General features: G+C 69.2%; 14 protein-coding genes, 1 tRNA gene and 1 pseudogene. 9 read left to right on the top strand and 7 right to left on the bottom strand.

All coding sequences use genetic code 11. From position 1 onward, the window contains the following. Positions 1–61: 61 nt before the first annotated feature. Positions 62–138, top strand: a tRNA-Leu gene (locus tag E1P53_RS18905). 22 nt (positions 139–160) lie between these two features. On the opposite strand, the gene E1P53_RS18900 is transcribed toward E1P53_RS18905, so the two are convergent. Further along, complete coding sequence (locus E1P53_RS18900) at positions 161–976, bottom strand: SDR family NAD(P)-dependent oxidoreductase (RefSeq protein WP_006902182.1); 816 nt, start codon at positions 974–976, stop codon at positions 161–163. Between the two features lie 131 nt (positions 977–1,107). On the opposite strand from E1P53_RS18900, the gene E1P53_RS18895 reads away from it, so the two are divergent. After that, positions 1,108–1,377, top strand: coding sequence for a hypothetical protein (locus E1P53_RS18895; RefSeq protein WP_083900285.1), 270 nt, complete (start codon positions 1,108–1,110; stop codon positions 1,375–1,377). Here E1P53_RS18895 and E1P53_RS18890 read toward each other — a convergent pair. Next, positions 1,374–2,393, bottom strand: a pseudogene (locus tag E1P53_RS18890) (IS481 family transposase). The gene E1P53_RS18895 and the pseudogene E1P53_RS18890 overlap by 4 nt on opposite strands. A gap of 144 nt (positions 2,394–2,537) precedes the next feature. Continuing rightward, entirely contained in the window at positions 2,538–2,858 is a 321-nt protein-coding gene (locus E1P53_RS18885; protein ID WP_006902212.1) for a putative quinol monooxygenase, read from the bottom strand. Positions 2,859–3,043: 185 nt separating this feature from the next. Here E1P53_RS18885 and E1P53_RS18880 point away from each other — a divergent pair, with 185 nt between their 5' ends. The 4 genes from E1P53_RS18880 (at position 3,044) to E1P53_RS18865 (ending at position 7,461) form a co-directional block, all read left to right on the top strand. Then, positions 3,044–4,468 carry an aldehyde dehydrogenase family protein gene (locus E1P53_RS18880; RefSeq protein WP_006902211.1) on the top strand — a complete coding sequence of 475 codons (1,425 nt, stop codon included), beginning with the start codon at positions 3,044–3,046 and terminating at the stop codon, positions 4,466–4,468. Between the two features lie 142 nt (positions 4,469–4,610). Continuing rightward, positions 4,611–5,405: an alpha/beta fold hydrolase gene (locus tag E1P53_RS18875; protein WP_131735174.1), complete on the top strand. Its 795-nt coding sequence runs from the start codon at positions 4,611–4,613 to the stop codon at positions 5,403–5,405. 92 nt (positions 5,406–5,497) lie between these two features. Further along, positions 5,498–6,985, top strand: a complete 1,488-nt coding sequence (locus tag E1P53_RS18870; protein ID WP_131735173.1) for an alpha/beta hydrolase — start codon at positions 5,498–5,500, stop codon at positions 6,983–6,985. A gap of 23 nt (positions 6,986–7,008) precedes the next feature. After that, positions 7,009–7,461, top strand: coding sequence for a hypothetical protein (locus E1P53_RS18865; protein WP_131735172.1), 453 nt, complete (start codon positions 7,009–7,011; stop codon positions 7,459–7,461). A 45-nt stretch (positions 7,462–7,506) separates the two neighbouring features. On the opposite strand, the gene E1P53_RS18860 is transcribed toward E1P53_RS18865, so the two are convergent. Both E1P53_RS18860 and E1P53_RS18855 read right to left on the bottom strand, forming a co-directional pair. Further along, positions 7,507–8,346 (bottom strand): alpha/beta hydrolase, encoded by an 840-nt coding sequence (locus E1P53_RS18860; protein ID WP_131735171.1) that lies wholly within the window; start codon positions 8,344–8,346, stop codon positions 7,507–7,509. 67 nt (positions 8,347–8,413) lie between these two features. Further along, positions 8,414–8,836: a hypothetical protein gene (locus tag E1P53_RS18855; RefSeq protein ID WP_131735170.1), complete on the bottom strand. Its 423-nt coding sequence runs from the start codon at positions 8,834–8,836 to the stop codon at positions 8,414–8,416. Positions 8,837–8,974: 138 nt separating this feature from the next. Here E1P53_RS18855 and E1P53_RS18850 point away from each other — a divergent pair, with 138 nt between their 5' ends. The 3 genes from E1P53_RS18850 to E1P53_RS18840 are packed head-to-tail and all read left to right on the top strand — an operon-like array spanning position 8,975 to position 11,175. Then, entirely contained in the window at positions 8,975–9,949 is a 975-nt protein-coding gene (locus tag E1P53_RS18850) for a pirin family protein (RefSeq protein ID WP_131735169.1), read from the top strand. Continuing rightward, complete coding sequence (locus tag E1P53_RS18845; RefSeq protein ID WP_131735168.1) at positions 9,946–10,437, top strand: MarR family winged helix-turn-helix transcriptional regulator; 492 nt, start codon at positions 9,946–9,948, stop codon at positions 10,435–10,437. The genes E1P53_RS18850 and E1P53_RS18845 overlap by 4 nt, the downstream gene beginning before the upstream one ends. A 9-nt stretch (positions 10,438–10,446) precedes the next feature. Then, positions 10,447–11,175 carry a pirin family protein gene (locus tag E1P53_RS18840; RefSeq protein WP_131735167.1) on the top strand — a complete coding sequence of 243 codons (729 nt, stop codon included), beginning with the start codon at positions 10,447–10,449 and terminating at the stop codon, positions 11,173–11,175. 36 nt (positions 11,176–11,211) lie between these two features. Here the strand turns inward: E1P53_RS18840 and E1P53_RS18835 are convergent, their stop codons facing one another. Together E1P53_RS18835 and E1P53_RS18830 are read right to left on the bottom strand one after the other, a co-directional pair. Then, entirely contained in the window at positions 11,212–11,856 is a 645-nt protein-coding gene (locus E1P53_RS18835) for an HAD family hydrolase (protein ID WP_006902202.1), read from the bottom strand. Then, complete coding sequence (locus E1P53_RS18830) at positions 11,853–13,208, bottom strand: aspartate aminotransferase family protein (RefSeq protein WP_131735166.1); 1,356 nt, start codon at positions 13,206–13,208, stop codon at positions 11,853–11,855. Before E1P53_RS18830 ends, E1P53_RS18835 begins: the two co-directional genes overlap by 4 nt. Positions 13,209–13,239: the final 31 nt, after the last annotated feature.

The raw sequence follows: 13,239 nt of genomic DNA, 5'->3' as shown, positions 1-13,239 counted from the left end.
ATGGCCTACGACGCCGATGACTATGCTCTCCGAGGACGGTCGGACGACGCGACGAACCCCGGCCCCCATAGCCCAATTGGCAGAGGCAGCCGACTTAAAATCGGCACAGTGTCGGTTCGAGTCCGACTGGGGGCACCAGCGCCGGCGGTGCGCGGCTCGCCTAGGACCTGCGATAGACGAACCGCCCGACCTGGGCGTAGGCCATCCGCTCGCTCAATCGCGAACTGAGCCGACGCGCGCCGTTGAACACGTGCGCGTCCTTGCCGATCACCGCGCGCACCCGACCGGACAGGGCCGCGTCGATGATCTTGCTCGCGGCCTTCTCCGGCGCCATCGCGAAGTTCTTCGCAAGCGCCTCCGGGGTTCCGAGCGACTTCGACGTCTGCCGCACGAGGTCGGTCCAGATCGTGCCCGGCAGGACGGTCGTGACGGTCACCTTCGACTTCCGGCCGCGGAGATCCTGCGCGAGGCCGTAGCCGAAGAACGCCACCGCGGCCTTGCTGGCGCCGTAGAACGCCGCGCCGGGGAACGGCGCGAGACCGGACAGGCTCGAGGTGATGAGCACGACGCCGCCGTCCGGCCGCTTCTCCAGGTGCGGGAGGAAGGCCCGGGTGAGCCAGACGGTCCCGAAGTAGTTGACCCGGGTGATCAGGTCGATGCGGTCGTCGGAGACCTCGGCGATCGGCTGGGTGTCCTGCGGGATCCCGGCGATGTTGAACAGCCCGTCGACGTGTCCGGTGTCGGCGAGGACGAGGTCGGGGAACTGCTGCACGGACTCGCGGTCGGCGATGTCGAGGACGTGGAACCGGAAGCGGTCGGGGTCGGCGACGAGGTGTCCCGTCTCGGCCAGCCCGACCTCGTTGATGTCCGCGCCGACCACCGTCGCACCGCGGGAGACGAGGTCGATCGCGACACAGCGCCCGATCCCGTTCGCCGCGCCGGTCACCACGAAGACCTTGCCCGTGACGTCGTCCACACATCCTCCTCAACCGCGCCGGGCGAACGGCCCGGATCGACGGGATCAACCTAGCAAGTGCTTGGTCGCGCCGACAGGGGGACGCCCGGCCGGATACGGATCACGCTTCCGGTGGTGATGTACTCGTGGACATGTCCACCCGGGTACTGGCCTCAGATGCGCACGCTCCACTCCCGATCGCGACCGAGACCCTCGCCGCGAGTTCGTCGAGCTCGGCCGCCTTGCTGACCCTCGGCATCTCGCTGTACGCGATCGCGATCCTCGTGTGCCTGGGCATCGCCATCAACGCCGCGCGCTTCCGGCGGCGCCGCCTGGCGATCGCGATGGCCTGGGTGGTCGGCATCCTGACGCTCGCCGGCGTGATCATCGCGATCCTGTCCAGCGTGTACGGCGGCGGCTAGTTGTACTGACCCGACAGGTTGGGTACGCGGTCGGCGGGTGAGTTGCCTCGGAGTGCGGTGTGGCCGCGTTCGTGATTGTAGATGCGAAGGAACTCGGGGAAGGCCGCGACGCGTTCGGTTTCACTGAGGTAGGGACGGGCGTAGGCCCATTCCTCCTGCAGGGTCCGGTTGAATCGTTCGACCTTGCCGTTGGTTTGCGGCCGGTACGGTCTGGTCCGCTAGTGCTTGATCTTGTTGTCGTGCAACAAGTCCCGAAATATGCGGGACCGGTAACACGACCCGTTGTCGGTCATCACTCGCGCGGTGGCGACACCGATCGAGGCGAAGTGCGCCAACGCCCGAGTCATGAACGCGGTCGCGGTTTCCTTCTTCTCATCAGCGAGGATCTCGGAGTAGGCGTAGCGGGAGTGGTCGTCGACGGCGTGATGCAGATACGCGTACCCCAGGTTGGGGCGGCCAGCAACTTTGCGGGTTCGTCCAGGCTCGCGGTGGGCACTGGAGTTGCGGGTGCCCTGGGCGCGGCCGTGTACGCGATGTCCACCGCCGTCGGGGATTCTGCCGAGCTTTTTGATGTCGACGTGGATCAAGTCTCCGGGCGCTTGGTGTTCGTACCGGCGAATCTCGCGCCGGCGGGCACGTACCGGCGCCCCGGTTGCCGGGTCGATCCACGACAGTCGTAGGCAGCCGTAGCGGGTGAGGATGCGGTGCACCGTGGAGACGTTCAACCCCAGGTGGTATCCGATCCGGGCTGGCCCCCAGCGGCGGGAGACGCGTAACCCGACGACCCGGCGTTCCCGGCGCCGGCTGCTGCGATGCGGACACGATCGGGGCCGGCTGGACCGATCACCCATTCCGGCCGGCCCGTGGTCGCGGTAGCGATCCGCCCATCGCTTGGCCGTGGTGACTGACACGTTGAACCGGTCAGCTGCGCGGCGCAGTGGCCACCGGTCGTCCACAACACACCGAGCCAGACGCAACCGGCCAGTCGGGGACAGCGGTGAATTACGGTGGGACATGAAGACCTCCGGGTTGAGGAGCGGTTCTTAGACAGCTCCACACCTCACTCGGAGGTCTTCCCTATGTCACGTCGACTCGCCGAACTCTGTACCTAACGTTCCGGGTCAGTACAGCTAGCCGGCGTCGGAGGGCGACGCCCGCTCTCACCCGACCGGGAACTCGCCCAGCTCGAACCAGCCGTCCGCGTCGATCGTGGTGTTGATGACGTCGGGAGTGCGCTGCAGGTACTTCGGCAGCTCCTGCTGGGCCTGCTTGAAGTGGGCCGACGTCACGTGCGCCTCGGCGGCGTCGTCCTCGAACGCCTCCACCAGGACGTAGGTGTTCGGGTCCTCGACGGACCGCGACCACTCGAACCACTTGTTGCCCGGCTCGGCACGGGTCGCCTCGGTGAACTCGCGTGCCAGTTCCGGCCATTCATCTGCATATTCGGGCTTGATCGGCCATTTCACGACGATGAGGATCATGTATCGACCCTAGCGCCTGCGGAACCGCGCTCCACCGAACGGCCCTGCTGGGACGACCGTCCCAGAACGGGTGTCGCGCCGACTTCGCCCGCTGCCGGGATTTTCGAGATCTCGACCACCTCAGCGCCTACAGTGTGAATCAGGCAACATCTGTCACAAGAAGCAGTGCGATCACGGAGGCTCACATGCCGGACATCACCAAGTTCTATATCGACGGCCAGTGGGTCGATCCCGTCGAGCTCGATCTCATCGACGTGATCAACCCGGCGACGGAGAAGGCCGCCGGCCAGGTCGCGATCGGCAGCGCGGCCGACGTCGACGCCGCCGTGGACGCCGCCCGCCGCGCCTTCGAGACCTGGGGCCAGACCACCGTCGAGGAGCGACTCGACGTCCTCAACCGGGTCATCGCCGAGTACCAGAACCGCATGGGCGATCTCGCCGCCGCGGTCACCGAGGAGATGGGCTCGCCCGTCGGCCTCGCCAACGCCGCCCAGGTGCCCATCGGCCTCGGCCACCTGATGACCGCCGCCGCCCAGCTGCCCGGCTTCTCCTTCAGCGAGGACCGCAACGGACACCGCATCGTCAAGGAGCCGATCGGCGTCTGCGGCTTCATCACACCGTGGAACTGGCCGCTGAACCAGGTCATGTGCAAGGTGGCCCCCGCCCTGGCGACCGGCTGCACCATGGTCCTCAAGCCGAGTGAGCTCGCACCGTTCTCGGCGGCCATCGTCGCCGAGATCTTCGACGCCGCAGGCGTTCCCGCGGGCGTGTTCAACCTGGTCAACGGTGACGGGCCGGGCGTCGGCGCCGCGCTGGCCGCCCATCCCGACATCGACATGGTCTCGTTCACCGGCTCGACCCGCGCCGGCATCGAGGTCGCCAAGACCGCTGCGCCGACGGTCAAGCGCGTCGCGCAGGAGCTCGGCGGCAAGAGCCCGAACATCATCCTCGACGACGAGGACTTCGCGAAGAACGTCGCCGGCGGCATCGCCGCGATGATGATGAACTCGGGACAGTCCTGCAACGCCCCGAGCCGCATGCTGGTGCCGTCCTCGCGGCTCGACGAGGTGGCCGAGATCGCCAAGTCGGTCGAGCCGAACCTCACCGTCGGCGACCCGACCACCAGCGTCCAGCTCGGCCCGGTGGTCTCCGAGGCGCAGTTCGACAAGATCCAGGGCCTGATCGAGCGCGCCATCGCCGACGGCGCGACCCCGGTCATCGGCGGCCCCGGCCGCCCGGAGGGCCTCGAGACCGGCTACTACGTCAAGCCGACGGTCTTCACCAATGTCACCAACGACATGGAGATCGCCCGCACCGAGGTGTTCGGCCCGGTACTCGTCGTCATCGGATACGACTCGATCGACGAGGCGATCAAGATCGCCAACGACACCGAGTACGGCCTCGCCGGCTACGTCTCCGGCAAGGACATCGACGAGGTCCGCCGCATCGGTTCGCGGATCCGCGCCGGCTCGATCGGCCTGAACGGCGCCACCGTCGACCCGGTCGCACCGTTCGGCGGCTACAAGAAGAGCGGCAACGGCCGCGAGTGGAGCGACTACGCCTTCGACGAGTACCTCGAGGTCAAGTCGTTGCTCGGGTACGGCGCCTGACGCCCGCCGACCCCGGACGGAGTGCGGGATGGGTGCCGGAAGCGGCACTCATCCCGCACTCTGACTTTGCCCCCCGGTACACGAGTCCAGCCGGTACACGAACCCACGCAGTACGAGCACAGAAGCGAACCACAGGAGACACATGCTGATCCCGACCGACTCGGGCGCCACCATCGACGTCGAGGTCCACGGCGACGGTGAACCGCTGCTGCTGATCGCCGGGATGTCCGCCCACCGCGACATGTGGGGACCCGAGCTGCTCGACGCCCTCACCCCACACTTCGCGGTGGCGGTCTACGACCATCGCGGCATCGGCGGGAGCAGTCGCGCCGAGGGCGGGTTCACCATCGCCGACCTGGCCGCCGACGCCCGCGGCGTGCTCGACGGACTCGGCTGGGATGCCGCTCACGTCCTGGGCACCTCGATGGGCGGGATGATCGCCCAGGAGCTGGTACTCGCCGCACCCGACCGGGTGCGCAGTGTGGTGCTCGGCTGCACCACCGCGGGCGGCCCCGGAGCGGTCGACGCGCCCGGTGCCCGACGCCTGGTCGAGGCCATCGCGAGCCGGGACGCCGCACGTGTCGCACGGACCGCGTTCGAGGTCAACCTGTCCCCCGAATTCTGTTCCCGCCCCGGAGAATTCGAGCGGTTCACCGAGTTCTCGGCGCGTCGCAAGGTCCCGTCGGCGGTCGTCGCGTACCAGGCGCTCGCCTGTTCCGGGCACGACACGCGCGACCGGCTCGCGACGATCGCGGTGCCGACGACCGTCGTGCACGGCGAGGCCGACGAGGTGATCGGCGTGGCCGAGGGCGACAAACTCGCCGGCGCCATCACGGGCGCCACCCTGGAACGCTGGCCCGGCGTCGGCCACATGTTCTGGTGGGAGTGTCCGGGCCAGGTCGCCGAGGTGGCGATCCGCGCCGCGAGATCCGCCTGAGCACGCCCCGGCGGTAACACTCGCAGGGGACCCGACGACATCCCTGACATCGGCACCGCGGCGTCGCGGTGGCCGCCGATGTCAGGAGCCCCATGTCGCACCCGCATGCCCCCGGATCTGCCGGGAAATCCCGCCGCCTGTCCCCGCGACACCGCGTCCTGACCGGGATCTCGCTGGTCTCGATACTCACGCTCGGGCTGTTCGGCGCCGGGATGATGCTCGGCTCCACCAACTCCGCCCAGGCGCTGCGCGGACACCCCGAAGAGCTGCGCGACGGTTGCGAGTGGGACACGTCGAAGTACTACGTCCAGAACTGCAAGGTCTGGTCGGAGTCGCAGAAGAAGGACGTCATCGTCCAGATCCGTGCCTCGAACGGCAGCGATGCCTCGATCTACCTCCTCGACGGCATGCGTGCCGGTGAGACCCGTTCGGCCTGGACCACCGATGTGCACGCCGCCCGCGTCTACGACACGTCCACCGATGTCACCCTGGTGATGCCGGTCGGCGGCGCGTCGTCGTTCTACACCGACTGGGACGGCGGGGCCGGTGCCGAGAACGCGGTCATCAAGCAGGAGACGTTCCTCACCGAGGAACTGCCGGCGTATCTCGAGAGCCAGTTCGGGGTGGCGCGCGACAACAACGCCATCGTGGGCCTGTCGATGTCGGGCGGCCCCGCGGTCACCCTGGCCGAACGCCATCCCGATCAGTTCAAGGTCGTGCAGGCGATGTCGGGCTACTACCAGACCGACAACCCGATCGGCGCCCTCGGCATCTTCGCGACGCAGACCCTGGTGTCCAACTATGCCAACGGCATCGTCAACATGTGGGGTACGCCCGGCGGCGCACGATGGACCGACAACGACCCGTCGAAGAACGTCAGCCGGCTCGCCGAGAACGGCCAGGTCCTCGTCATCTCCTCCGGCAACGGCTTCCTCACCCCCACCGAGCTGGCGAAACTCGCTCCGCAAGACCAGATCTCGGCCATCGCGCTGGAGATCCTGTCGGCGGTGTCGACCGTCCTGATGCAGTTGCAGGCCAAGCAGTCCGGGGTGTCGGTGATCTCGCTGCCGAACTACGGCGGACACACCTGGGAGAACTGGGGCCGCGCGCTGAACGACGGCAAGCCGCACGTCCTCGACGCCCTGCGCAACAACCCGCCGGTCACCACGAAGACGACGCTCGTGTCCGCGTCGGGCAGCCCGGAGCCGGAGGCGGAGAAGAAGGTGGTGCTGGCCGCGAAGCAGGCCGCCGCGGCCTCCCCCGCGCTCGACGCCTCGGTCCTCGCGGCGCTCGAGTCGTCCACCGAGTCGAGTGCGGCGCCGGAGACCACGACGGAGTCCGCGGAGTCGGGAACCACCTCGGCCTCCGAGTCCGCCGGGACGTCGGAGCCGGCCCCGTCGCCGGAGACCCTCGAGGAGTCGGGAGAGCCCGCGTCCGCCGAGGTCTCGGCCGACGACCCGACCGAGGCCGCCTCCCCCACGACCGAGAACCCCGCGACCGGGGCCACCGCGCCGCGCGACGTCCCGTCCGCTCCGTCTCTCGCGGAGACCGCGCCGACCACGACCGCTCCCGTGGCGTGAGGGCCTGCTGCTAGCGTCAGATCATGGCCGCCACCGCCGACCCCCGGCTCCCCGACCTCGTCGGGACCGACACGACCGTGTTCGTGCTCGTCGCCGGGGCGATCCTCGCGTGGGGCCTCGTCCTCGGCGTGTGGAAGTACCACGGCATCCGGACATCCCCGGACCGCACCGCACATCTCTACGTGGACATCGCACACCGTGCGGCGCTGCTGTATTCGTTCGCGACGCTGGTCCTCGCCGCGCTGGTCGAGCTGAGCTCGTTTCCCACCGTGGTGAACGTCGTCGCCGCCGCGGTGCCGGTCGTCTTCTTCGTCGCCGCGATCGTGTCGTACTGCGTGCACGGCGCATTGCGAGACACCGACAACCAGTTCGTCGACCCGACCCCGGGGACGTATGCGTTCATGATCGCGCTGATCGTCGGCGAGATCGGCGGGGTCGTGGTGCTGATCGCCGGGGTCGTCGCCCGGTTGGCCTGACCGGGACGGGCGCGGGCCGAGCGGTCCCACACCCGTCCGTCGGGGTCAGGAGTCGGCGGGCGTGTGCCCCTGCAGCCAGTTCACGACCTCGTCGAGCACGACGTCCTGCTCGGGTTCGTTGAAGATCTCGTGGTAGAGCTCGTCGTAGATCACGAGCGTCTTGTCCTCTGATCCCGCCAGGTCGTCGACGAGCCGACTGCCCTGGGGGTCGGTGAGCGCGTCGGCTCCGCCGTGCATCACCAGCAACGGCAGCTGCAGCGAGGGCAGGCGTTGCGGGAAGGACTGCATCGTGGCGATCATCGCGCCGCCGAGCCCGGCGGGGATCTTGCCGCGGGTGACGAGCGGATCGGCGTCGTAGGCCGCGACGACGGCCGAGTCGCGGGAGATGCTCGACGAGCTCAGCGCGGTGGTGGGCAGCCACGGCGCGATCTTGCCGATGAGCGGCGCGAGCTTGACCGCGACGGGTGACAGGTCGGCGCCGGGCAGGACCGCCGCCCCGGACAGGACGAGACCGTCGAGCTTGTCCTGGTGATCGAGTGCGTAGTCGAGGGCGATGCAGCCGCCCATGCTGTGCCCGATGAGGAAGGTCGGCAGCGCGTCGTCGGCGACGTGCGAGACCACCGTGTCGAGGTCTTCGGTGAATTCGCCGAACCGGTGCACCTGCAACCGCTTTCCGCCCGATCGGCCGTGACCGACGTGGTCCGGGATCGCGACGAGGTAGCCGGCGTCGACGAGCCGTTGCGCGACGTGCCCGTAGCGGCGCGCATGTTCGGCGAGTCCGTGCGCGATCACCACCACGCCGCGCGGTGCGCCCTCGGGCCGGTACACGTCGTAGGCGATCGTGTGTCCGTGGCGGCCGCGAAAAGTGTGTTCTTCCGGTGTCATTCCCTGTTCTTCCGTCTGTGGTGATGGGGTCGGGCAGTGAGGTCGGGGCGGTGAGATCGAGGGGCCGTCAGCGCAGGCCGAGTCGCGCGGCGACCGATCTGCCCGCGGACTCGATGGCCCCGAGCGGACGGAGGGCCGCCTCCCCGATCCCGACCAGCACCTCGACCCGGGCGACCACCCGCTCGAGACGCATGACGACCTCGGCCATCCGATCCACGGTCGTGTCCACCTGGTCGAGGGTGCCCGACATCCGCACCAGGGTGGCGTCGAGCCTCTCGATCGTCGCGTCCATCTTGGTCATCGTCGGCCCCAGACCCTCGAGCGTCTCGCCCATGTCGGCGATGATCCCCTCGAGTTGCTCCACCGTCACATCGGCGTTGAGCGCGGCCTGCGCCAGCTTCCTGATCCGTTGGCGATCCGCCGGCTTCGACGACGTGGCCTCGCCCCGGTCGTCGGTGCGGCCCCTGTCGCTGGTGCCCTTGTCGGCCATGCCCCGGATTATCGCCCACATCACACGCGACGGGGCCCGAACGCGCCGGGAACCGGCACGGGAATAGATCCGGGCGGGCTACCGTTGAGCCGGGCAGATCACTCAAATTTGAGCGAATTTCCGACCGAAGGAGCCACCATGCCTGCCGTCACCGCCGACACCCTGACGCTGTCGCGCCTTTCCGCTCCGGGCCTCGACTCCGTCGACCGGCCGGTCAAGTCCGTCACCCGCGGCCCGCGCGGCTACGAGGGCGAGGGCTTCCCGGTGGTGCGCGCGTTCGCGGGAGTGTCGAAGGCCGACCTGGACCCGTTCATCCACATGGACCAGATGGGCGAGGTCGACTACGAGCCCGGTGAGCCGCGCGGGACGTCGTGGCATCCCCACCGCGGCTTCGAGACCGTGACCTACATGATCGAGGGCCGCTTCGCCCACCAGGACTCCGCGGGGGGAGGCGGCCTGATCCACGACGGTGCGACGCAGTGGATGACCGCGGGTGCGGGCATCCTCCACATCGAGACCCCGCCCGCCGAACTCGTGGAGTCCGGCGGCCTGTTCCACGGCATCCAGTTGTGGGTGAACCTCCCGGCCCGGGACAAGTTCCTGCCGCCCAACTACCAGAATCTCGAGGGCGGCCAGGTGGGTCTGGTGACCTCGCCGGACGCCGGCTCGCTGATCCGCATCATCGCCGGCGAGATCGAGGGTCACCGCGGTCCGGGGACCACGCACACGCCCATCACGCTCGCCCACGCCACCGTGCAGCCCGGCGCGTCCGTGTCGGTGCCGTGGCGCCAGGACTTCAACGCACTCGTCTACGTCCTGTCCGGACGCGGACGGGTGGGCGCAGAGGGCCGCCCCGTCGAGCAGGGCACCCTGGCGGTCCTGGGCAAGGGCGACCGCATCACCGTCGCCGCCGACGGCTCCCAGGACGGCAACCGCCCTGCGCTCGAGGTCCTGCTGCTCGGCGGCAAGCCGATCCGCGAACCCGTCGCGCAGTACGGTCCGTTCGTGATGAACACCAAGCAGCAGCTCATCGACGCCATCGAGGACTACCAGGCCGGACGCCTGGGCGTGGTCCCGCCGGACGCGCTCATGCCGCACACCGCCCGCCGATGACCAAAGGAGCGGAACTGCCGCTGACGGCGGCGGGCACCGATCTGCAGGCCGCGTGGCGCGTCTTCATCGAGACCGCCACGCGGTTGCAGACCGAGCTCGACGACGATCTGCGCGCGAGTGCCGGCATGACGCTGGCCGACTACAGCATGCTGTTGATCCTGCACGAGAGCCCCGAGGGCCGGCTGCGGATGCGGGACCTGGCCGCGCGCATGATCTTCTCGACCTCGCGCCTGTCCTACCAGGTCGACGCGATGGTGCGCCGGGGGTGGTTGCGGCGCGAGAAGGCGCCGGAGGATCGGCGCGGCAGTTACGCCGTCCTCACCGACGAGGGGCTCGCCGCGTTCCGGGAGGCGGCGGTCCATCACTCGCGCTGCGTGGACGCGCTCTTCTTCTCGGCACTCACCCCGGCCGACGGGCGCGACCTCCGTGCGGTGATGGACAAGCTGGCGGCACATCTCGACACCGCCGGGCAGACATCGGACACGTGAGGAGAACCCATGTCGGTCACCGTCATCCGTGCCGGCGAACGCGCCCGCTGGCGCAACGAATGGCTCGAGTCCTGGCAATCGTTTCCCGCAACCGGCAACTTCGACCTCGCGGCCAACGCCCACGGTGTCCTGCTGGTGCACAACGACGATCGCGTCGACGCCGGGGAGGGTCTGGACATGCATCGGCACCGCGATGTCGAGATCATCACCTGGGTCCTCGAGGGCACGCTGCGCCACCGGGATTCGACCGGCAACGACGGACTCCTGAGACCCGGTGTCGTGCAACGGATGACCGCGGGGCGCGGCATCACCCACAGTGAGGCAAACGCCACCGGCCGTCTCGACGGCACCGACCTGCGCGTCGTCCAGATGTGGGTCACCGCCGACGAGTCCGGCCTCGAACCCGGGTACGCGGAGGCCGACGTCTCCGACATGCTCGCCACCGGCGCACTCGTGGTCGTGGCATCGGGACGACCCGAGCACGCCGCGACCGCACCGGTGTCGATCCACAACGCCTCGGCCGCACTCCACATCGCGACGATGGTGCCCGGCAAGCCGGTCACGCTTCCCGACGCGCCGTTCGGGCACCTCTACGTCGCGCGCGGCACGGTGACGATGGGCGCGGAGACCCTCGCCGAGGGCGACGCGGTCCGCACGACCGGCGCCGGCGAGATCCCCCTGGTCGGTCCCGGCGGGGCCGAGATCCTGTTCTGGGAGATGCACGCCGGCGCACGGTGACACGGCTCAGCGGAGTTTCGCCACTGGCGCCCGGGGTCAGATGCAGAGCATGTGCTCGACGGTCCGGCCGTCGAGACCGTCCCAGCGGGTGAACTCGAACTCGTCGAGCACCAGGTGCCGCAGCGGCACACCGACGACCCGGGCGCCGGAGGCGACGGCCGCCGCGATCCCGGGCGGCGAGTCCTCCACGGCGATGCACTCGCGGATGTCCACGCCGAGCTTCGCGGCAGCCAGTTCGTAGGCGTCCGGAGCGGGTTTGGCCCGTTCCACGTCGTCGGCGGTCACCACGATGTCGAAGGCCGCGAACGGTATCGCGTCGACGACCATGTCGGCCAGCACCCGGGGCGACATGGTCACCAGGCCGGTCGGGATGCCCAGCTCCTTCAGTTCGCGCAGCAGCGTCTCGGCTCCGGGCTTCCAGGGGATGTCCACGCGCAGGCGGGCCGACACGTCGAGGATGAACCGACGCACGATCTCGTCGACGGTGAGCCCGGCGCCGGCGTCGATGAGCACCCGCGCCATGTCGGGCAGACTGCCGCCGTTGAGCGCCATGGCGATCTCGTCGCTCCACGCCACATCGTGCGCGCAGAGGATGCCCCGCGCCGAATCGTTGTAGTACTCCTCGGTGTCCAGGATGGTGCCGTCCAGGTCCCACAGGACGGCAGCGGGTTTCGCGGTCATGCGACGCCTGCCTTCGCCTGCCGCCGCACGACCTCGAGTGCGTCACCGAGACGTTCGACGAGCAGCTCGGCGTCCTCGCGCGTGTAGGTGAGCATCGGACGGATCTTCAGCGTGCTGCTGGTCGGGCCGCACACCGAGATGAGCAGGCCACCGTCGCGGCAGGCGTTGATCAGATCCGCGGCGAACGCGGTGGCCGGTTCCCGGGTTTCCGGATCGGCGACCAGCTCCACTCCGAAATACAGCCCGGCGCTGCGGATGTCACCGATCTCCGGGAAACGTCCGGCCAGTTCCTCCATGCCGGCGCGCACGACCGCGCCGACGGTCTCGGCGTTCTCGAACAGCCGACGCTGCTCGATCTCGTCGAGCACGGCCGCGGCCGCCGCGACCGGCACGCTCGATCCGCCGAAGGTGTTGAAGTACGGCACATCCCGGCCGAAGGCCTCGAGGATCTCGGTGTTGGCCACCATGCCCGCCACCGGGACGCCGTTGCCCATCGGCTTGCCGAGGGTGACCAGGTCGGGAACGGCGTTGTCGCGCGCGAATCCCCAGAACGGCGTGCCGACCCGCGCGAATCCGGGCTGCACCTCGTCGGCGATCACGAGCGCGCCGGCCGCGCGTGCCGCGGCGAAGGCGGCCTGCAGCGCACCGTCGACGGGGAACACGCCGTCCGACGAGAAGATGGTGTCCACGAGCAGGGCCGCGGGCTGGTGGCCACGCTCGCGCAGGGTCTCGAACGCACGGGTGACGCGTGCCGCGAACGCGTCGACGACCGACGTGTCGCCCTTGTGCCGATAGGGATTGGGCGGATCGACGGCGATGACGTGGCCCGGCAGGCCCCCGCCGCCGTCCGAGGGCGAGACCTCCGCGCAGGATGCGGTGGTGCCGTGGTAGGCCTCCGAGGTGACGACGATGCCGGTGCCGCCGGTGTGGTGCCGGGCCACCCGCAGGGCGAGGTCGTTGGCCTCCGACCCCGAGTTGGTGTACATCACGCGGTTCAGCGGCTCCGGGAAGGTCTGCAGCAGCCGCTCGGAGTACTCGACGATGCCGTCCTGCAGGTAGCGCGAATGCGTGGCGAGGGTGTTGAGCTGCTCGGTCACGGCCGCCACGACGGCCGGATTGCAGTGCCCGACACTGGCGACGTTGTTGTAGGCGTCGAGGTATTCGCGCCCCTCTGCGTCGTAGAGACGGGTGCCGAGTCCGCGGACGATCTGCACCGGCCTGCGGTAGAACAGCCGGTAGCTCGTCCCGAGTGTGTTCATCCTGCGCTCGACGAGCGCCCGGGACGAGGGGTCGAGCGCGTCGAGTCTGCCGGTGTCGAACCGGTTTCCGTCCAGGATCGAGGAAGTGCCCATAATCGGCCTTTCTGAGATGAGGAGCAGCCGC

This window comes from Gordonia paraffinivorans (genome assembly GCF_900683595.1).
In the GTDB taxonomy this organism is placed as follows: Bacteria; Actinomycetota; Actinomycetes; order Mycobacteriales; family Mycobacteriaceae; genus Gordonia; species Gordonia paraffinivorans.
This window is presented reverse-complemented; position numbering and strand designations above follow the sequence as displayed.

What these genes read in the sequence shown, in the direction of transcription:
- E1P53_RS18835 (WP_006902202.1), bottom strand. Translation starts at nt 11,856, where the DNA reads ATGACCGCGAAACCCGCTGCCGTCCTGTGGGACCTGGACGGCACCATC.
- E1P53_RS18850 (WP_131735169.1), top strand. Translation starts at nt 8,975, where the DNA reads ATGCCTGCCGTCACCGCCGACACCCTGACGCTGTCGCGCCTTTCCGCT.
- E1P53_RS18875 (WP_131735174.1), top strand. Translation starts at nt 4,611, where the DNA reads ATGCTGATCCCGACCGACTCGGGCGCCACCATCGACGTCGAGGTCCAC.
- E1P53_RS18885 (WP_006902212.1), bottom strand. Translation starts at nt 2,858, where the DNA reads ATGATCCTCATCGTCGTGAAATGGCCGATCAAGCCCGAATATGCAGAT.
- E1P53_RS18865 (WP_131735172.1), top strand. Translation starts at nt 7,009, where the DNA reads ATGGCCGCCACCGCCGACCCCCGGCTCCCCGACCTCGTCGGGACCGAC.
- E1P53_RS18845 (WP_131735168.1), top strand. Translation starts at nt 9,946, where the DNA reads ATGACCAAAGGAGCGGAACTGCCGCTGACGGCGGCGGGCACCGATCTG.
- E1P53_RS18870 (WP_131735173.1), top strand. Translation starts at nt 5,498, where the DNA reads ATGTCGCACCCGCATGCCCCCGGATCTGCCGGGAAATCCCGCCGCCTG.
- E1P53_RS18860 (WP_131735171.1), bottom strand. Translation starts at nt 8,346, where the DNA reads ATGACACCGGAAGAACACACTTTTCGCGGCCGCCACGGACACACGATC.
- E1P53_RS18895 (WP_083900285.1), top strand. Translation starts at nt 1,108, where the DNA reads ATGTCCACCCGGGTACTGGCCTCAGATGCGCACGCTCCACTCCCGATC.
- E1P53_RS18880 (WP_006902211.1), top strand. Translation starts at nt 3,044, where the DNA reads ATGCCGGACATCACCAAGTTCTATATCGACGGCCAGTGGGTCGATCCC.
- E1P53_RS18855 (WP_131735170.1), bottom strand. Translation starts at nt 8,836, where the DNA reads ATGGCCGACAAGGGCACCAGCGACAGGGGCCGCACCGACGACCGGGGC.
- E1P53_RS18840 (WP_131735167.1), top strand. Translation starts at nt 10,447, where the DNA reads ATGTCGGTCACCGTCATCCGTGCCGGCGAACGCGCCCGCTGGCGCAAC.
- E1P53_RS18830 (WP_131735166.1), bottom strand. Translation starts at nt 13,208, where the DNA reads ATGGGCACTTCCTCGATCCTGGACGGAAACCGGTTCGACACCGGCAGA.